Source organism: Pantoea sp. X-Soil-TKNS-1211, from assembly GCF_059730495.1.
Genome location: NZ_AP035953.1, coordinates 3,732,284 through 3,750,639 on the forward strand (window position 1 = coordinate 3,732,284; position 18,356 = coordinate 3,750,639).

14 protein-coding genes and 1 pseudogene are annotated in these 18,356 nt (G+C 55.3%); 6 read left to right on the forward strand and 9 right to left on the reverse strand.

Features of this window, described 5'->3' with window-relative positions; translation table 11 throughout:
* Positions 1-11: 11 nt before the first annotated feature.
* The 4 genes from AC6I8W_RS17550 to AC6I8W_RS17565 all read right to left on the reverse strand — a co-directional run bounded on the left by AC6I8W_RS17550 (position 12) and on the right by AC6I8W_RS17565 (position 3,913).
* The gene (locus tag AC6I8W_RS17550; RefSeq protein ID WP_497836044.1) at positions 12-809 is read right to left on the reverse strand and encodes a transglutaminase family protein; all 798 of its coding nucleotides are present in this window, start codon (positions 807-809) and stop codon (positions 12-14) included.
* Positions 806-1,735 (reverse strand): alpha-E domain-containing protein, encoded by a 930-nt coding sequence (locus AC6I8W_RS17555; protein ID WP_497836045.1) that lies wholly within the window; start codon positions 1,733-1,735, stop codon positions 806-808. Before AC6I8W_RS17555 ends, AC6I8W_RS17550 begins: the two co-directional genes overlap by 4 nt.
* Positions 1,729-3,168, reverse strand: coding sequence for a circularly permuted type 2 ATP-grasp protein (locus AC6I8W_RS17560; RefSeq protein ID WP_013510490.1), 1,440 nt, complete (start codon positions 3,166-3,168; stop codon positions 1,729-1,731). Before AC6I8W_RS17560 ends, AC6I8W_RS17555 begins: the two co-directional genes overlap by 7 nt.
* Positions 3,169-3,292: 124 nt before the next feature.
* Positions 3,293-3,913 (reverse strand): cupin domain-containing protein, encoded by a 621-nt coding sequence (locus tag AC6I8W_RS17565; RefSeq protein WP_497836046.1) that lies wholly within the window; start codon positions 3,911-3,913, stop codon positions 3,293-3,295.
* 261 nt (positions 3,914-4,174) lie between these two features.
* Here AC6I8W_RS17565 and AC6I8W_RS17570 point away from each other — a divergent pair, with 261 nt between their 5' ends.
* Positions 4,175-4,657, forward strand: a complete 483-nt coding sequence (locus tag AC6I8W_RS17570) for a YlaC family protein (protein WP_497836047.1) — start codon at positions 4,175-4,177, stop codon at positions 4,655-4,657.
* Between the two features lie 32 nt (positions 4,658-4,689).
* On the opposite strand, the gene AC6I8W_RS17575 is transcribed toward AC6I8W_RS17570, so the two are convergent.
* The 3 genes from AC6I8W_RS17575 to AC6I8W_RS17585 all read right to left on the reverse strand — a co-directional run bounded on the left by AC6I8W_RS17575 (position 4,690) and on the right by AC6I8W_RS17585 (position 10,542).
* Positions 4,690-6,102, reverse strand: coding sequence for an aminotransferase-like domain-containing protein (locus AC6I8W_RS17575; protein WP_497838219.1), 1,413 nt, complete (start codon positions 6,100-6,102; stop codon positions 4,690-4,692).
* A gap of 97 nt (positions 6,103-6,199) precedes the next feature.
* On the reverse strand, positions 6,200-8,290 hold the full coding sequence (locus AC6I8W_RS17580) for a putative bifunctional diguanylate cyclase/phosphodiesterase (RefSeq protein ID WP_497836048.1): 2,091 nt from the start codon (positions 8,288-8,290) through the stop codon (positions 6,200-6,202).
* Between the two features lie 152 nt (positions 8,291-8,442).
* Complete coding sequence (locus AC6I8W_RS17585) at positions 8,443-10,542, reverse strand: putative bifunctional diguanylate cyclase/phosphodiesterase (RefSeq protein ID WP_497836049.1); 2,100 nt, start codon at positions 10,540-10,542, stop codon at positions 8,443-8,445.
* Positions 10,543-11,087: 545 nt separating this feature from the next.
* On the opposite strand from AC6I8W_RS17585, the gene AC6I8W_RS17590 reads away from it, so the two are divergent.
* The 5 genes and pseudogenes from AC6I8W_RS17590 to AC6I8W_RS17610 all read left to right on the forward strand — a co-directional run bounded on the left by AC6I8W_RS17590 (position 11,088) and on the right by AC6I8W_RS17610 (position 16,322).
* Positions 11,088-11,657 (forward strand): spore coat protein U domain-containing protein, encoded by a 570-nt coding sequence (locus AC6I8W_RS17590; protein WP_497836050.1) that lies wholly within the window; start codon positions 11,088-11,090, stop codon positions 11,655-11,657.
* 29 nt (positions 11,658-11,686) lie between these two features.
* Positions 11,687-12,196: a Csu type fimbrial protein gene (locus AC6I8W_RS17595; RefSeq protein ID WP_497838220.1), complete on the forward strand. Its 510-nt coding sequence runs from the start codon at positions 11,687-11,689 to the stop codon at positions 12,194-12,196.
* Positions 12,197-12,221: 25 nt separating this feature from the next.
* Positions 12,222-12,911 carry a fimbrial biogenesis chaperone gene (locus tag AC6I8W_RS17600; RefSeq protein ID WP_497836051.1) on the forward strand — a complete coding sequence of 230 codons (690 nt, stop codon included), beginning with the start codon at positions 12,222-12,224 and terminating at the stop codon, positions 12,909-12,911.
* Entirely contained in the window at positions 12,911-15,349 is a 2,439-nt protein-coding gene (locus tag AC6I8W_RS17605; protein ID WP_497836052.1) for a fimbria/pilus outer membrane usher protein, read from the forward strand. The genes AC6I8W_RS17600 and AC6I8W_RS17605 overlap by 1 nt, the downstream gene beginning before the upstream one ends.
* Positions 15,346-16,322: pseudogene (locus AC6I8W_RS17610) on the forward strand (Csu type fimbrial protein). Before AC6I8W_RS17605 ends, AC6I8W_RS17610 begins: the two are co-directional and overlap by 4 nt.
* Positions 16,323-16,369: 47 nt before the next feature.
* Here AC6I8W_RS17610 and AC6I8W_RS17615 read toward each other — a convergent pair.
* Together AC6I8W_RS17615 and exbD are read right to left on the reverse strand one after the other, a co-directional pair.
* Positions 16,370-17,686 carry an MFS transporter gene (locus AC6I8W_RS17615; RefSeq protein WP_497836053.1) on the reverse strand — a complete coding sequence of 439 codons (1,317 nt, stop codon included), beginning with the start codon at positions 17,684-17,686 and terminating at the stop codon, positions 16,370-16,372.
* A 243-nt stretch (positions 17,687-17,929) separates the two neighbouring features.
* Complete coding sequence (gene exbD / locus AC6I8W_RS17620) at positions 17,930-18,352, reverse strand: TonB system transport protein ExbD (RefSeq protein ID WP_021183429.1); 423 nt, start codon at positions 18,350-18,352, stop codon at positions 17,930-17,932.
* Positions 18,353-18,356: the final 4 nt, after the last annotated feature.

The window sequence follows — 18,356 nt, forward strand, 5'->3', positions numbered from 1 at the left end:
AAAGAGAATTACTACTGCGAGTGCACCTGTTGCACCGCGGCCACCGCCAGCATATCTTCACCCCCACCACCCAGCCGCATGCCGCGCACCGGACAGGCATCGAGATAATCCACACCCACCGCCAGCCGTAAGTGCTGCCGGGTACTGCGCGTATTATTGGTGATATCAAAGCTGTGCCAACTGCCATCCAGCCAGGCCTCAACCCAGGCATGGGTAGCAACGTGTTCGACATTGTCAGTATAGAGATAACCACTGACATAACGCGCCGGAATCCCCAGACTGCGACAGCAGGCGAGAAACACGTGGCTGTGATCCTGGCAAACGCCAGAGCCGGCGGCAAATACTTTCGCGGCGGTATCACTCACCTGCGTGCTACCGGGTCGATACGGCATTTTCAGCAGCAGCTCACCCATCAGTTTTTCCAGGCTGGCGAGCGGCGCTCCAGGTCGCCAGTAACGCAGAGCAAAGTCGCGGATGGCGCTATCCGGCTGGGTCAGCGGCGTGCCTCGCAGGAAAATTAATGGCGACAGCGCGCATTCCGGGTCAGCAGCCAACTCACCATCATCAAGAATTTCAACCACCCCACGCGCGGCAATCTCCAGTTGTTGGTGTGGTGTATCCAGCGTCAGTACGTGCATCACGTTGCCGTAGGCATCAACGGTGCGTGTCGCTTCACAAGGTAATGACAATTCCCACGACAGAATTTGTTGATGCACCGTATCTTGCGGTGTCAGGCGCAGATACTGGGTGCTGAGTTTGACCTGCTGCTCATAGGCATACCAGGTTTTGTGCTCGATATTCAGTCTCATTTCGCCTCCAGATAGGTATGGTTGATGCTCACAGCCAATGCATTAATGTTTTCGAGAAAGTGATTCAGCCAACTGTACAGCCCGTCACGCGTCAGGCTCTCCCAGGTGCTGAAGCGCATTTCGGCCAGCATAACGGTAGCCAGATAGCGCGGGCGATTTTCGCCGCTACTGCCGATCTCCTCCAGTTGGTTGGCGATCTCTTCAATGCAGGAGTGCAGCGATCGTGGGCTTTCGCTGCGCAGAATCAGCATCTCGTTGACCAGATCGGGCATCAGTTGTTGCTTGAAGATAGCGTTGTACGCTTCACGCGCTGATACCGCACGCAGCAGGGTGTCGAGGCAGTAATATTCACGCACCGAATCGGGATGCTGTTCCAGCAATTGTTGGTTAATACTGAGCAGACGTGCACTGCCATCGGCACGCTCCATCAGCGTTCCCAGCCGAATAAAGCGCATGGCATCGCCGCGCAGCAGGGTGCCAAACATCGCGCCGCGAAACAGGTGTGAACGTTCTTTTACCCAATCGAAAAAGCTGTCGGCATTGGCGCTGGTAATCCCGCGACGGCGCATTTTTCGCATCTCAATCCAGGTGGAGTTGATGCTCTCCCACACTTCCGAGGAGAGGCTGCCACGCACTGCATGGGCGTTATTCCACGCCGATTGCCAGCAACTAAAAATGCTGCTGGGATTGCGCTCATCAAGGGCGAAAAAGTTAAACAGCTGCGACATGGTGAAACGCCCGTTGAGGGTTTCAAACAGCTGACGCGTGCCGGTGAGATTGAGCGGCAACAGCAGCTCATCACCGTGGCTGTTACGCACCGGCATCAGCGACAGCCGGTTGGTCACATCCAATACCCTGGCGAGTTGTTCCGCGCGCTCCAGATAGCGCGCCATCCAATAGAGGCCACTGGCCGTGCGGCTTAGCATGATGCGTCATCCTCCAGAACCCAGGTATCCTTGGTGCCGCCGCCCTGCGACGAGTTCACCACCAGCGAGCCTTCGGTCAGCGCTACGCGGGTTAAGCCGCCCGGCACCAGACGAATATCCGCCCCACACAACGCAAACGGACGCAGGTCGATATGACGTGGTGCCAGGCCGTTGTCGATAAAGGTCGGGCAGGTCGAAAGCGACAGGGTATTCTGCGCGATGTAATTGTCCGGCCTTGCCTGGAGACGGGCACGGAAGTCACTCAGCTCCTGCTGGCTCGCCACCGGACCAATCAGCATGCCGTAGCCCCCTGCACCATGCACTTCTTTCACCACCATCTGGTCGAGGTTCGCCAGCACGTAGGAGAGATCTTTCGGGTTACGGCACTGCCAGGTGGGGACGTTATTGAGGATCGGATCTTCGTCGAGGTAAAAGCGGATCATATCCGGCACATACGGATAGATCGACTTGTCATCCGCCACCCCGGTGCCGATGGCATTTGCCAGCACGACGTTACCGGCACGATACACCGACAACAATCCTGGCACGCCGAGCATGGAATCCGGGCGGAACGCCAGCGGATCGAGGAAGGCATCATCCACGCGTCGATAGATCACATCCACCTTGCACGGCCCGGCAGTGGTGCGCATCATCACCGCGCCATCTTTGACAAACAGATCGGCGCTTTCCACCAGCTCGACGCCCATCTGCTGCGCCAGGAAGCTGTGTTCGAAATAGGCGCTGTTGAAACGACCTGGCGTCAGCACCACCACCACCGGATCGTTCACCGGCGAGCTTTCACGCAACGTCTGCAACAGATGCGACGGATAACGCTCCACCGGTGCCACATGCTGCTCGGCAAACAACTCCGGGTAGAGGCGCATCATCATCTTACGGTTCTCCAACATATAGGAGACGCCAGACGGGGTGCGCAGGTTATCTTCCAGCACGTAATATTCGCCATCGTTGTTACGTACCATATCCACGCCGACGATATGCGCATAGATATTACGATGCAGATCAACCCCTTGCATGCACGGCTGGTACTGATCGTTGACCAGAACTTGCTCGGCAGGAATGATGCCCGCTTTCAGGATGTGCTGCTGATGGTAGATATCGTGCAGGAAGGCGTTGAGGGCTTGTACCCGTTGTCGGATGCCACGATCGAGCATTGCCCATTCGCTGGCAGGAATAATGCGCGGCACGCTATCGAACGGAATCAGGCGCTCTGCGCCACCGTCCTCGCCATAGACGTTGAAGGTGATGCCGACGCGATGAAACAAAAGTTCCGCTTCTTCGCGTTTACGCGCCACTGCCTCTTTGTCCGCCGCTTGCAACCATTCCCAGTAGTGCTGATAGTGAGCGCGGTGTTGGCCGTCGCTCAGCAACATCTCATCATAGAAGTGCGATGCTATCTGGTAGCTTTCTTTCATGATTTACCCGGCGCTTATCAGAGGACCTGTTTCCACTGCTGCACAAACTGTGCCAGGCGCGTGCGTGCTGCACCGCACGCGCACCTTATCAGTGAGTTAACGCCGGAAATGAGTGCATTGCACCTTATTGGTGCAAAATCTGCTGCGCGACCGGTAACCAGATTTCTGTCATAGCCCCCTCCCCGCCGGTGAAAGGGTCACGCTTCGGCATGGATACGCGCTGAATCTGCATCTGAGAACTCCTCAAAAAGCGCGGTTCATCACGTAGCGTTTCCGGCGATATACCTTCAGGATAGGCGCCAACGGTGAAGAAATCCTCACTGGCATGGATCTGTTTATGGCCGACACCCGCCGGGATTAGCACCGCATCCCCTTCGCGCAGCGTCACCATGCGACCACTGTCGCCACCAAATAACACTTCCGCCCAACCCGCAGCCACGCCAAGTACTTCATGCGTATTGGGGTGGTAGTGGGTATACGGGAAGATGGGAGAACGCCACGCAGCGGGCCAGCCGTTGCGGGTAAAGGTTTCTTCAAACCAGATGGCGGTGTCCTGATTTTCTTCGTCCTCGCTGTCATTGTCGGGTGCCACGCCCGGCCAGATGATCAATGGCAGCGGATTATTTGGCACCCCGCCAGACGGGATAGATAACATCAGATGCTGCGGATTACTGGAAGCCCCTGCGGAAAAGGTGCCAGCGGCGAAAGACATCAGTAACAGCAGGCTGGATGGGTAGGCAGTCATACTCTTTCTCCGGTTAGCCACGTTGCTTAAGTGTGGCAAAAACGGATGACAATACAATGTGCTCAGACCCGCAAAATTCACATAAAAGCATGATTTTGCTAACTAAAGCCAAATTAATGATTAACCTCTTTAACAATTTGAGCGCTGCCCCCGGCTGATGCGATTTTCTGCGCAACTGTTATAAAAATTCTGTACTGATCTGTGTCTGCCACGCTTCACTGTTACGTGCTTTACTGGCAGGCAGTGAAAGAGAGGTGAACAATGGACGCCATAAAACAAATCCTGATTGATGAGATCGCCACACTGAACCGCGAAGAACGCCGTGATAATTTGCCGCGTTTTAGTTTTTCGTTTCTTAAAACGCACCCGGGTCTGTGGGCGGTGATGTACCTGTGCTACGCGCTGTGCGTGGCGCTGATTTTCTCGACCGACATGCTCGGCTGGCCTGCGTTCTGGTTTGCCACGATATTCGTGCTGGTGATGAGCTTTTTAATGCTGCTGGATATCAATCCGAAATACCGCTTTGAAGACATTGATGCGCTGGATCTGCGCGTTTGTTACAACGGCGAGTGGTATTACATTCAGCCGGTGTCGTCACAGGGCATCAGCAAAATTCTGGATAATCCTGGTACGCCGGATCGCGTGCGTAGCGGCATTCATCGTCTGATGCAGCAGAAGGGCGAAGTCGATTTTTACGATGTTTATTACCTGACCTGGGGACATCAACAGGCTGCCCAAGTATAAAAACCCTCGTAGCGGCGCGATAAATCGCGCCGCTACGGGTGAAGTTGTTTGATCAAGGTGCCAAGAATTTCCACTGCCGCTTCGGCGCGCGCATCCCACGGCCAGGCGGTATTGAAGCGGAAGCAGTGACGAAAATCTTCACTGCTGGAAAATAACTGCCCCGGCGCGATACTGATCCCCTGCTCTAACGCCAGATGATACAGCTGCGTGGTGTTGATGCCCTGAGGTAAGGTCACCCACAAAAAGTAGCCTCCCGGTGTATCACTGATGCTGGCATCCGTTGGCAGCACCTGACGTAGCGCGGTGCGCGCCAGCTGTTTACGCTTTGCCAGCGTCTGGCGCAACCGTTTCAGGTGGCTGTCATAACTACGGGTTGAGAGAAAATCTGCCAGCGCCAGTTGCATCGGCGCGCTGGTGGAAAGTGTACTCATCAGTTGAATGCGCTGGACGCGTTGCGCATGTCTGCCCGCTGCCACCCAACCGATACGAAAACCCGCCACCAGGTTCTTCGAAAAACTGCCGCAATGCATCACATCGCCAGTGCGATCGAAAGCTTTCGCCGGTAGTGGTTTTTCCTCGCCAATCCAAAGCTCGCTGTAAACATCGTCCTCAATCAACGCCACGCCATAGCGCGCCAACAGCGCCACCAGTTGTTCCTTGCGCGTGTTGCTGAGGGTAAAACCCAGCGGGTTTTGCCGATTGGTCATCAGCCAACAGGCTTTAACCGGCCAGCGTTGCAGCGCCTGTTCCAGTTCTTCAAAATCCATTCCTTGCTCGACATCGCTGGCAATGGCGATAGCGTTCAGCTTCAGGCGTTCAATTGCCTGTAGTGCCCCGTAGAACGAGGGATTTTCGATCACCACCCAATCCCCCGGCTCTGTCACCGCCTGCAAACTCAGATTGAGGGCTTCCATGGCTCCATTGGTGATGACGATGTCATCTGGCGAAATGGTGATCCCCTGCTGAGCGTAGCGTTGCGCAAGGATTTTGCGCAGCTCAGGGTTACCCGGCGGCAAATTGTTGAGCGCATCAGTCGGTTTCAGGTTATGCGAGACTTTGACCAGCGAACGCATCAGCTGGCGTTGGGGAAACAGTTCCGGGTCGGGAAAGGCGGAACCAAACGGCATAATTGCCGGATCGCGTGTCGCCTGCAGGACATCAAATACGAAGCTGTTGGTATCGGTTTGCTCCGGGCGTTCAACTGTTTGCGTCGCCAGTCGCGTCCGCGCTGCCGCAGCACGTGGCGCGATGTAATAACCGGATTGCGGCTTTGACAGGAGCCAGCCCTGACTCTCCAGTACTTCATACGCGTGCATCACCGTCATCAGGCTGAGGCCCGATTGATCAGCCTGCTGACGCAGTGAAGGCAATTTTTCTCCGGGCTGCCAGATGTTGGCTTCGATTTGTTCGCGCAGTTGATCGACCAACTGCTGATATTTCGCCACCTGAATCTCCGTCAGAATGATATACGGGGGATTTTCCCTCACCGTGGCCCTTTCCCGCAAGCGATCGTAGCGGCGCGACTTATCGCGCCGCTACGGATTATTTCGCGGCGGTTTCCAGTTCTTCAGCCGAGACGACAAATTCCGGCAGTTCGCCAATACGCTCTGGCGGCAAGGGTCTGCCCAGCAGATATCCCTGCAACGAGTTACATCCCAGTCCGGTTAGGAACGCTTGTTGTTCCTCGGTTTCCACCCCTTCGGCCACCACTTTTAAATCCAGTGACTGCGCCAGTGCCACAATCGCCGACACAATGGTGGCATCTTCTGATTTCGCCTGTAACTCATTGACAAATGCACGATCAATTTTCAACTCACTGGCCGGTAATCGCTTGAGATATAACAGGCTGGAGTAACCGGTGCCGAAATCGTCAATTGAGGCTTTCACCCCCATATTGGTCAACTCGGTCAGAATGCGCACGCTCTCTTCAGGGTCACGCATCGCCGTAGTTTCAGTCACCTCCAGCGTCAGCAGTTCTGCCGGAATCTGGTGCTTTGCCAACGCCGAGGTGACGGTCTCCACCAAATTAGATTGTTCAAACTGTAACGCCGACAGGTTCACGGCAACTGACCAGTGAGGATGCCCCTGCAAATGCCAGCTATGCAGCTGGCGACAGGCTTCATTGATTACCCAGTTGCCAATATTGACGATCATCCCGGTCTTCTCTGCCATCGGCAGGAATTTGTCCGGCGTCAGTAACCCCCGCGTCGGGTGCTGCCAGCGCAACAAGGCTTCAAAACCAATAATCGGGCCGCGCGGTGCACAATATTTCGGCTGGTAGAACAAGCGTAGCTCGTCGTTCTCCAGCGCCTGCCACAAATCGTTGTTCAACTGGAGCTGGCTTTGCGCCAGGGTGTTCATTGAGGGCTGGAAGAAGTTGTAGCCGTTGCGTCCGTTGTTTTTGGTGTGATACATCGCGGCATCGGCATTGAACATCAGCTCGCGCTCGTCCACACCATCGCCAGGATAGACGGCGATACCAATGCTTAACGACACCACTAACTCGTAACGCGAGATGCTGAACGGCTTTTCAATCGCTTTCACCAGCGCATCCGCCGCTGCTGCTGCATCGTTAGGATCATCAATCTCGATCAACAGGACAAACTCATCACCCCCCATGCGTGCCAGGGTGTAATGTCCTTTCATCTGCCCGGTCATGCGCTCGGTCACGGCAATCAACAGATTGTCGCCAACGTGATGCCCAAAAGCGTCATTAACCGCTTTGAAGCCGTCCAGATCCATAAACATCAACGCAAAATGAGACTGTTCACGGTCGGCTTTATTGATGGCCTGATCGAGGCGGTCTTCCAGCAAAATACGGTTCGGCAGGCGCGTCAGATTGTCATGCAGAGCCAGCTGTGCCAGCTCCCGATTGGCCTCCGCCAGCGAACGGGCAAGGATCGAGGTGCGCGCCTGCATGCGGGCGTCGAGCATCGAGACTAGCAAGGTAATACCGAGGATGGCGAGCGTCACTACCGTCACCAGCATCGCCAGCCAGTTGCTGTTGACGCCCATATGAGTGGCGTGGCTTTGCATCGGGAAGTTGGCCGCCGCCATGCCGGTGTAATGCATACCCGCGATGGCGCAGCCCATGACCACCGACGCCCCGAGGCGCAACAAGGTGACACGGCCAGTCCCTTCGCGCAGGGTGAACGCCAACCACAGCGCCACGCCCGACGCCACCAGCGCAATTACCACCGATGCGGCGACCCAATACCCATTCCAGATGATACCGGGCGCAAACATCAGAGCCGCCATGCCGGTGTAGTGCATCGCCACCACACCAAAACCTAATACCAATGCTCCGCCGCAGAGTCGTGTCCAGGGCAATTCACCTGAACACACCAGCCACAATGCAAAGATCGATGCCAGCACCGCAATGATCATGGATGTCGCGGTGAGCAGCGGATCGTAGCTCATCACCATATCGAGGCTCATCGACAGCATGCCGATAAAGTGCATCGCCCAGATGCCGACGCCCATGGCAAAGCCACCGCCCAATAGCCATACCAACGCCGATTTGCCGCTGGAGGTTGCCACCCGTCCCGCCATATCGAGCGCGGTAAAGGAGGCCAACATCGCCACCAACACGGAGACGATGACGGTAAACCAATCGTACGAAGTCACTAACATAGTGAGTTCCCAAGTCAGAGCTGGATTCACAGCTGCGGTGTTAAAAAAACGTAAAATACATAAATATTATTGTATTATTTATCGGCAGTCATGCTGCCGTTATTGGTCGTTGAACGATGAAAGATTACGATTCAGAAAATCAAAATTACTCGTCAGGCACCCGCCAAAGGTGCAATATTATCAGGGATAGTCAGTGGTGCAGCCACTGCCACAGTGAATTCGCTGATACGCTCTGCGGGAGTCGGCTTACCCAGTAAATAACCTTGCAGGGTATCAAAACCCAGTCCGGTTAATAAGCGTTGCTGTTCTTCCGTTTCAACACCCTCGGCAACCATACGTAGATTCAGGCTCTGCGCCAGGGTTATCATTGCACTGACGACGGTGGCATCTTCGCTGTCAGCACGCAGGCTGTTGATGAAGCTGCGATCAATCTTCAGCTCCGTCGCCTCCAGATGTTTCAGATGGAGCAGGTTGGCATAACCAATACCGAAATTATCAATCGCCACCTTCACCCCCAACTGATGCAATTCAGCAATACGTTGCTGGCTGAACTGCGGGTCACGCATGGCGATGGTTTCGGTAATCTCTAACATCAGCGTCCCTTCCGGTAAGCTATGCCGTTGCAGAATTTCCCGTAGGCTGTCGATCAGATCGCGCTGATGGAATTGCAGCGCTGACAAATTGACGGAGACACTCCAGTGGCTGTGCCCCTCTTCATGCCATTGACGCAACTGACGGCAGGCTTCATTCATTACCCAATTGCCCAGCGCGATGATCTGCCCGGTTTTTTCCGCACGCGGCAAGAACATATCTGGCATCAGCAATCCGCGACGCGGATGTTGCCAGCGCAGCAGCGCTTCAAAGCCCATCAGCAACGTCCCACCAGCACGAAACTTCGGTTGGTAGAACAGGCGCATCTCCTGGTGCTCCAGCGCGTGCCAGAGATCGTTGGCCAGCGCCAGCTGATGTTGCGCAACTGTGCTCATCGCCGGTTCAAACAGGCACCAACCGTTACGTCCGCTGTGTTTGGTGTGATACATCGCTGAGTCGGCATTGAACATCATCTGCTGCTTGCTGCGACCATGCAGCGGAAAGATCACGATGCCAACACTCAGCGACACACGTAGCGAATAGCGATCGAGTTCAAAGGGTGCATCTACGGTGTTCACCAGACGCTGCGCGAGAGTCGCGGCCTGTAAGCCATCGCTGTCGGGACTTAACAGCACAAACTCATCACCACCGAGGCGAGCCAGAATGACATCCTCACGCAGCTGATTGCGCAAGCGCGCAGCCACCGCCACAAGTAAGCAATCACCAACGTGATGTCCCCAGGTGTCGTTGACCGCCTTGAAGCCATCAAGATCCATAAACATCAGTGCGAAGGTTTGATCGTTGAGCGTGGCGTGTTTAATGGCAGCATCCAGTTGCTGCTCCAGCAGCACCCGGTTAGGTAAGGTGGTGAGATTGTCATGCATTGCCAGTTGGCGCAATTCGTTGTTGGCGTTCTTCAGTTTTGCCGCCAGCCGCGCCGCACGCAGCTGCGCATCCAGCATCGACATTAACAGTGTGATGCCGAGAATGGTCAGGGTGATGATGGTGACCCATACCGCCAGCCCCTGATCGCTGACCCCATGTTCCATCATGCTGCTGGTGTTGTTGAACTGCGCGGCTGCCATGCCGACAAAATGCATCCCGGCAACGGCTGCTCCCATCACCAACGAGGCACAACCGCGCATCAGCAACAAGCCATCGCCGTGGCGCAGATGAAACGCCAGCCACAGTGCAGCACCGGATGCGGCGTAAGCAATCACTACCGACAAAGCAACCAGCTTCATATTCCAGTGAATGGCCGGTTCGATCATCAGCGCGTTCATGCCGAGGTAATGCATCGCCACTACCCCACTGCCGAGGATCAACGTACCTCGCACCAGACGGCGCAGGGTCAGGTGGCTACCGCGAACCACCTGCGCAAACGAAAAAATGGAGGCGATGATCGCCACCGCCAGCGACCATGTGGTGAGCGGCACATCATAACGCATGGTCATCGGCAGCATCATGGCGAGCATTCCGATGAAATGCATCGCCCAGACGCCAATCCCCATCGCCGTACCCCCGGCGATCAGCCACAAACGGGCGATGCAACCACGCGATACCGCGACGCGTCCGGCAGTATCCAGTGCCGTAAATGAGGCGATAAAAGCGACGATCAATGAACTCGTCACCAAAACGCTATCCCAGGTAATCAGCAACATGAGCGCTCCTCACTAACCCGCTAGCGAGCAGGTGCTGAATTATCGAACAGGAACAAAGATTAAAAAGCATGCATAAACGGTCAGTTAACTTTTTAAAAGCGATTCAGCCGCTAATCGTGCCAGCAGAGTCTGGGGACTAGCGCACCGGGACTTTTTTATGTTCATCATCTATCGCTGAGTGGAGAATCGTTATTATGTCTGATTAATGTATGAACATAACACTGAACCTTGCATCGCGGTAGAGGGAGAAATAATTCCTGGTTCAGTTTTTTTGACCTGCCGGGATCCCTTGCTATCACTGAATTATCGGCGAGTTGTGTAAATTGATTAGGGAAAAATTATTGGTGGACCTGACAGGCTTCGCTTTGCTGAACTATAGTAAAGAAAACTGATATAAATCATTTCCCTGCCGCATAAGAACATTCTTAGATGGTAGGGGTTTTGCTGTACCGCCTAATCAGGCTTCTTATTATTTTTCGCTGCATTTCATAAATACATCATCAGGTGAAAAAGCACTGACCCTGGATAATCAGTAAGGAATGATTATGAAACTCAAGCTTTTTCTTTTGGCCGCCAGCCTGAGCACTACCTTCCCGCCGTTTGCTGCTTTCGCCGCCACTACAACGGGAACCATTAACGCTACGCTCACCCTGACCACCGGCTGCCTGGTGAATGGTCAATCAGCCACTACCGGGGTGAATTTCGGTACGTTGAACTTCGGTAGCAGCGCTGCCACTTTTGATACCCTGAATGCGACCCTGGTTGGGGCTTCCGGCAACGGTATCTACGTTCGCTGCACCACCGGTCAAACCTTTAACGTGCAAGTTACCAGCAGCAATGCCGCACCGGCCACCATTTATGGCACCGTGAGTGGGCAGCCACGCTATCTAATCCTCGGCTCCAACAACACACAAGGCATCGCTTACACCCTATACAGCGATGCGGCCTTTACCACCGCCATCGCCAATAACACCAATATCGCGCCAAGCGGGACCACCGACCCGACACTGGGCACCAACTACGCCATTTATGGGCGCGTGGTGGGTGGTGGCTTTAACCCGTTAATTCCGGCGGGCACCTACACCGATGTCATTAACGTTGCTGTGAATTACTGAGGCACGCATTCCGGTTAAACAGGGTGAGAGTGGTCAAAGGGTGGACGCGTATTGCTGGCGGTCTGGCCCTGCTGATAGGGAGTGTCAATGCCTGGGGATTGCCAACCGCAACCTTCCAGGTCTCTGCCTCAGTGGTGGCTGGCTGCGTGGTCTCCGGTTCTAATCCCGGAGTTTTTGGCACGCTTGATTTTGGCACCCAATCCGGTGTTGCCAGCAGCAGCGTCAGTGCCAGCTTTGTCCAAAGCTCTACCATCAGCCTTGCCTGTACGCCAGGCACCACCGTCAGCATGTCAATTAACGGCGGCAGCAACTACGCCTCCACCCGCAACCTGAAACTGGCCAGCTTCACCAATACCGTGGCTTACAGCCTGTATAGCAACGCCAGTCACACCACCGCGATTGGGGTGAATTCTCCTGTCACGCTCAGCTACAGCAACGCCAACAATATCACGCTGCCAATTTACGGTGTGTTGCAACTACCCGGTCCAACACGTGCCGGAGTTTATACCGATACCTTAACCGTCACCCTGAGTTGGTGAGGGAACAACGAAGAAGGAAAAATGCATGAAAAACCTGCTGTTGGTATGGCTGCTCACATTCAGCGCCCTCAGCCATGCCGCCAACTCGCTGATGATCTGGCCGATTGATCCTGCTATCAATCCCGACGACAAAGCCAGCGAGCTGTGGCTGGAGAACCGTGGCGATGCAACCACCTTAATGCAGGTGCGCATTTTCGCCTGGCAGCAGGTAAACCAGCGCGAGCAGTACCAGACGCAGACGCAAGTGGTTGCCAGCCCGCCGCTGGTACGCATTGAGCCGGGGCAAAGACAGCTGGTGCGTTTAATCAAACAAACACCACCCAGTGCAGGCAAGGAGATGGCGTATCGCGTGGTACTGGATGAGATCCCCACTCCGCGTACGCCTGGAGCCAATCAGGCCGGGTTGACGTTCCAGATGCGCTACTCAGTGCCCCTCTTCGTTTATGGCAACGGCCTGACTGTCGACAGCGCCAAACCCGACCTGAGCTGGCAGGTAGAAAACAGCGATGGCAAGCGCTGGCTCCTGCTGACGAATCACGGCACCGGTCATGCGCGACTGAGCAATGTCACCATTGGCGGACGCAAATTGGGCAATGGCCTGTTCGGCTACGTGCTGGCAAACAGCAGCAACCGCTGGCCGCTTAACGGCAGCGTCAGCGGAGAGCTGGAGGCCGAGATGAATAAAGGCCACTGGCGCAGCGCAGCCCTGCGCTAATGCGATTTTCGCCCCATCCCTGTGCGCTGGCAGTGACCAGCGCCCTGTGCTGTCTGATACCCCTGATGAGTAGCGCGGAGACTTTTTCCGAGCTGCCGCCTCCCCCTGCGCTACAAAACAACGCGGCAGGCCAGCAGTACATGCTGGAGCTGATCATCAATCAGGGGGAGCAAGGCAACATCGTGCCAGTTGAACAAAAGAACGGGGATTTCTGGCTACGACGCGGCGATTTAGAACGTGCCGGGATCCCGGCGGATAAATTGCAAGGCCAGCAGATTAATGTAAACCAACTGAACAACGTTAAAGTCGATTATGACAATCAACGCCAGCGTCTGCTGCTGACCGTTCCCCCCGCATGGTTGCCGGGCCAGGTGATTGGTCAGTCGCACAATGGCCCACGCTATCCCGGCCGTAGCAGCAACGGCGCGCTTCTTAATTACGATTTCTACGCCAATCGCACCGATCATAGCGGCACACGGCTCGCCACCTGGAATGAGTTGCGTTTGTTTGGTGCTGCCGGACAATTCTCCAGCAACGGCGTGTTGCAACAGCAATTGGAGGGCAGCGCGCCGCAGCAGCAGGACGGCTATATCCGTTATGACACCTGGTGGAGTAACGAAAACGAAGAGGCGATACTCAGCTGGCGTGCCGGAGATTTAGTCACCGATTCTCTCTCCTGGACCAACAGCGTGCGTTTGGGCGGTGTGCAGATGGGTCGTGACTTCAGCGTACGTCCGGACCTGGTCACCTATCCTTTGCCACAATTTTCCGGCCAGGCGGCGGTGCCTTCCACCGTCGATCTGTTTATCAACGGCTATCGCTCCAGCCAGGCCAACGTTCAGCCGGGTCCCTGGTCGCTCACCAACGTGCCCTTTGTCAATGGTGCAGGCGATGCGGTGATCACCACCACCGATGCGGTGGGTCGCCAGGTCACCACCACCTTGCCATTTTATGTTTCCAGCAATCTGCTCAGGCAAGGTTTATCGGATTACTCGTTCTCAGCCGGGGCGATGCGTGAAAACTATGGCATCAAAAACTTCGACTATGGCGCAGCAGCGGCCAGCGGTTCATATCGCTACGGCCTGACAAACTGGCTAACGCTCGAAACCCATGCTGAAGGCAGCGATGAGGTTGCCATGGGTGGCGCTGGCGGCCAGCTGAAACTCGGCAGTTGGGGAGTGATCAACGGCGCGTTAGCGCAGAGCCAGATGAGTGGCAAACCAGGCACGCAATACAGCTGGGGTTATCAGTACAACAACAGCTGGCTCAGCCTTGGCACCCAACACACGCTGCGCACGGTGGATTTTGGCAATCTGGCTCTGGTGGGCAATCGCAGTGACTCGGAGGACACCTCCTATTCTCTGGCGCGGCGCAGTGCGCAATACACCGCCAGCGTGTCGATGAATCAATACGGCAGTCTCGGACTGGCATATCTCGATATCAATAGCGGCGATGGCGAACGCACACGCCTGTGGAATTTGTCATGGAGTAAAAATCTCTGGGGTAACAGCAGCCTGTATATTTCCGCCAGTCGCGACCAGCAGCAAGGGGAATGGAGCGGAGCCATCTCATTGGTCATCCCGTTCGGCGAACAGGGTAGCGCCTCGGTGAGTATGGAGCGCGACCAGCAGGGAGAAAATAACCAACGGATCTATCTGTCACGTGCCATGCCCAGCGACGGCGGTTATTCCTGGGACGCGTCCTGGGCCAATCAGGGTGGCAACAGCGGGGATTATCGCCAGGGCAGCCTGCGCTATCGCAACAACAAAGTGGATACTTCGGCAGGCTTTTATGGCGACGACGATAACACCACCCAGTGGGCTGATTTCAGTGGTGCGTTGGTGCTGATGGATAACCGCCTGTTCGTTGCCAATCAGATCAACGATGCCTTTGTGCTGGTGAAAACCAACTATCCCGACGTCAACATCCGCTACGAAAACCAGTCAATGGGACGCACCGACAAAGAAGGTTATCTGCTGGTGCCCTCCATCAGCAGCTATTACGCGGCGAAATACGATATCGATACGTTGGATCTGCCCGCCGATATGACCTCCCCACGTGTTGAGCAACGTTTCGCCGTGAAGCGCCAGAGCGGCTATCTGCTGAATTTCCCGGTGGAGAAACTGCGTTCCGCCAGCGTCATTTTGCATGATAGCGACGGGAAGCCGTTACCGGTCTCCAGCCAGGTGCTGCGCGCCGGACAGGCCACCGAGTATGTCGGCTGGGATGGTATCGCCTGGATGGAGAACCTGGAGGCGAGCAACCCGATTCAGGTCACCACGCCCGACGGTCGTCGTTGCCGTACTGAACTTACGATCGCCAACGGCCAACCGCAAGCACTGAAAACCTATGGTCCACTCACCTGCGCGCTGCCATCTCCCTCACCCGGTGCCGCACTGCCGAATAGCGAAAACTCCACTTCAGGCATCTCCCCATGAAAAAATTTTTGATCCTGCTGACGTTGCTGCTACTGCCAGGTCTGGCGCAAGCCGCCTGTAGCCTGCCCGCTTCCACCGCCAGCTTTGGCTCGGTCACCACCTTTGTGGCCAATTCAACCATCAGCTCCACGTCAACCACCGCGAATGTGAACTGTGGCGCGGGTTCAGCCCTGACCTTATTAGGGTCCAACCAAATCACTTTCCAGCTCGCCAGCGCTTCAAATGTCAATGGCACACGTGGCACCCTGAAACGCAGCGGCGATACCGGCAGCGATAACATCCCGCTCCGCCTGTGTATGGACAGTTCCTGCGCGACAGAACTCACCGTAGGGGGATCAACCTATACCTTTTCGCAGACGGTGCTGGCGAACCTTGCCGGTCTGTTTGGCAGTTTGAACTTTGCCTTACCGGTGTATCTGAAGACAGTGACGGGGCAGACGGTGGCGGCAGGCACCTATACCGCGACACTTAACCTGTACGTCACCTATAACATCTGTACCAGCCTTGGCATAGCGGGTCTTTGCCTGACACCACAAACTGGCACCGGCACCATTCCGATCACAGTGACGGTGGTGATATCGAATGATTGCACTACTATCACCGCCCCTAATGTTAGCTTTGGCAGTGCGCCGTTGGTCAGCAGTTTTTCCACCGTGCAGCAGACTATCAGTGTGGTGTGCAGCAAAGGCAGCACCTATACGGTGGGATTGAGTAATGGCAGCTACGCGGCTAATGGTGTGCGCAACATGGCGAGCGGCACCAATCGGTTGAGCTATGACATCTATCAGGGAACCACCACCACCACGCGCTGGGGCCGACCGGTACGGATCGCTGGGGCAGCAGTACCTCAACCACCGTCAGCGCCGATGGCCTGACGCGCGGTTATACTTACACCGCACAGATTCTGACCTCGCAGAATACCCCGGCAGCCGGTAATTACACGGATAGCGTGGTGGTGGATTTGTCGTTTTAAATTCTTCTGTAGCGGTGCGATAAATCGCGCCGCTACGACAGGAATAATCAGGCATTGACCGCCGCAGGGCTGTGACGCGTGCGATACTGCTTCACCATCCGGCCAATCAGCAACGTCCCCACCAGACCGCACACCGCCGCGAACGACAGCCATACGCCGGGCATCGCTTTATCACCCGTGGCGTGAATCAGGTAGCTGGAAATGGCCGGGGTAAAGCCACCAAACAGCGCGGTCGCCAGGCTGTAAGCCAGTGAGAAACCGGATGCGCGCACCTCCGCTGGCATGATCTCCGCCAGATACACCACCATCGCCCCGTTATAGCTGGCATAAAGGAATGATAGCCAAAGTTCAGCCACCACCAGATGGGCAAAGGTCGGCGATCCTACCAGCCAGTGCAGCACCGGCCAGGCGGTGAGAATCATCAGGATGGTGAAGAAAATCAGCAAGGGACGGCGGCCCACACGGTCCGACAACGATCCCATTACCGGTAACCAAAACAGGTTGGAGAGGCCGACAAATAACGTCACCAGGAAGCTATCCTTGTCACTCATCATCAGCACCGTTTTGCCAAATGTCGGGGTAAACGCGGTGATCATGTAGAACATCACCGTGGTCGTGACCACCATCAGCATACCGGCTAATACCAGCGCCCAGTTTTGTCCCACCGAGCGCATAATTTGGCGCATGGTCGGATGATGTTTGCGCTGGCTGAAGGCTTCGGTCTCCTCCAGCATGCGCCGAATCCAGAACAGGAATGGCACAATCATACAGCCAATGACAAACGGGATACGCCAGCCCCAATCGGTCACCGCCTCTTTTTCCAACAGATGGTTCAACCCCAGTCCCAACAAGGCCGCAAAAATCACCGCTACCTGTTGGCTGCCGGATTGCCAACTGACATAGAAGCCTTTACGCCCTTTCGGTGCCACCTCAGCCAGATAAACCGATACACCGCCCAATTCAACCCCGGCGGAGAAGCCCTGCAATAAACGACCGATAAGAATCAACACCGGTGCCGCCGCCCCGAGGGTGGCATAACCTGGCACCACGGCAATCGTTAGCGTACCCAGCGCCATAATGCCGAGGGTTAACAACAATCCTTTGCGGCGACCGTGATGGTCAATATAAGCACCGAGCACAATCGCCCCTAACGGACGCATCAGGAAGCCGGCACCAAAGGTCATCAGCGTCAGCATTAATGACGCGAAAGGGTCATCACCCGGGAAAAAGGTTTTCGCAATGGCGGTCGCGTAATAACCAAACACCATGAAATCGTACATTTCAAGGAAGTTGCCGCTGGTTACGCTAAAGATTGTTTTGGCACCGCTCTGCGATGACTTTTGTAAAGAAGAAGGTGAGCTCATAGAATTTTCCAGTGTCTTCCATGCGGAAAGTCCCTTTTAGCGTGACGCCCTGCTGATGAATGTGATCGTCTTCACCATTGCACTTTACAAAAGTACGGTTATAGGTAACCAAACATTAACAAAGTTGATCTACAGAACAATTGCCCGTTTATCTTCCCGATTCGCGGTTTTCCTGTTTGGCTGGTCACAGCGCCCATAACAAAAAGGGCGCCGATTAGGGCGCCCTCATAACTTTCAGTGCGATTACTTCTTCACCGTTTCCATACCCATCAAGCCGATCTTCAAATATCCGGCTTCACGCAGTTGGTCCATCACCGACATCAGGGTTTCATAACTGACTGATTTGTCGGCCTGGAAGAAGATGGTGGTCTCTTTATTGCCTTCCGTCTGCGCCGTCAGCGCATTCACCAGCGTCTCTTTGGTTACCTGGTCGTTGCCGATATAGACCTGATTATCTTCTTTAATCGACAAGTAGACCGGTTTTTCCGGACGCGGTTGCGGCGCACTGGTGGAAGCGGGCAAGTTGACACGAACATCCACGGTTGCCAGCGGTGCAGCCACCATAAAGATGATCAGCAGAACCAACATCACGTCGATAAACGGCGTCACGTTGATTTCATGCATTTCGCCATCGCTTTCCAGGTCGTCGTTTAAACGCATCGCCATCGCA

What these genes read in the sequence shown, in the direction of transcription:
- AC6I8W_RS17550 (WP_497836044.1), bottom strand. Translation starts at nt 809, where the DNA reads ATGAGACTGAATATCGAGCACAAAACCTGGTATGCCTATGAGCAGCAG.
- AC6I8W_RS17555 (WP_497836045.1), bottom strand. Translation starts at nt 1,735, where the DNA reads ATGCTAAGCCGCACGGCCAGTGGCCTCTATTGGATGGCGCGCTATCTG.
- AC6I8W_RS17560 (WP_013510490.1), bottom strand. Translation starts at nt 3,168, where the DNA reads ATGAAAGAAAGCTACCAGATAGCATCGCACTTCTATGATGAGATGTTG.
- AC6I8W_RS17565 (WP_497836046.1), bottom strand. Translation starts at nt 3,913, where the DNA reads ATGACTGCCTACCCATCCAGCCTGCTGTTACTGATGTCTTTCGCCGCT.
- AC6I8W_RS17570 (WP_497836047.1), top strand. Translation starts at nt 4,175, where the DNA reads ATGGACGCCATAAAACAAATCCTGATTGATGAGATCGCCACACTGAAC.
- AC6I8W_RS17580 (WP_497836048.1), bottom strand. Translation starts at nt 8,290, where the DNA reads ATGTTAGTGACTTCGTACGATTGGTTTACCGTCATCGTCTCCGTGTTG.
- AC6I8W_RS17585 (WP_497836049.1), bottom strand. Translation starts at nt 10,542, where the DNA reads ATGTTGCTGATTACCTGGGATAGCGTTTTGGTGACGAGTTCATTGATC.
- AC6I8W_RS17590 (WP_497836050.1), top strand. Translation starts at nt 11,088, where the DNA reads ATGAAACTCAAGCTTTTTCTTTTGGCCGCCAGCCTGAGCACTACCTTC.
- AC6I8W_RS17600 (WP_497836051.1), top strand. Translation starts at nt 12,222, where the DNA reads ATGAAAAACCTGCTGTTGGTATGGCTGCTCACATTCAGCGCCCTCAGC.
- AC6I8W_RS17605 (WP_497836052.1), top strand. Translation starts at nt 12,911, where the DNA reads ATGCGATTTTCGCCCCATCCCTGTGCGCTGGCAGTGACCAGCGCCCTG.
- AC6I8W_RS17615 (WP_497836053.1), bottom strand. Translation starts at nt 17,686, where the DNA reads ATGAGCTCACCTTCTTCTTTACAAAAGTCATCGCAGAGCGGTGCCAAA.
- exbD (WP_021183429.1), bottom strand. Translation starts at nt 18,352, where the DNA reads ATGGCGATGCGTTTAAACGACGACCTGGAAAGCGATGGCGAAATGCAT.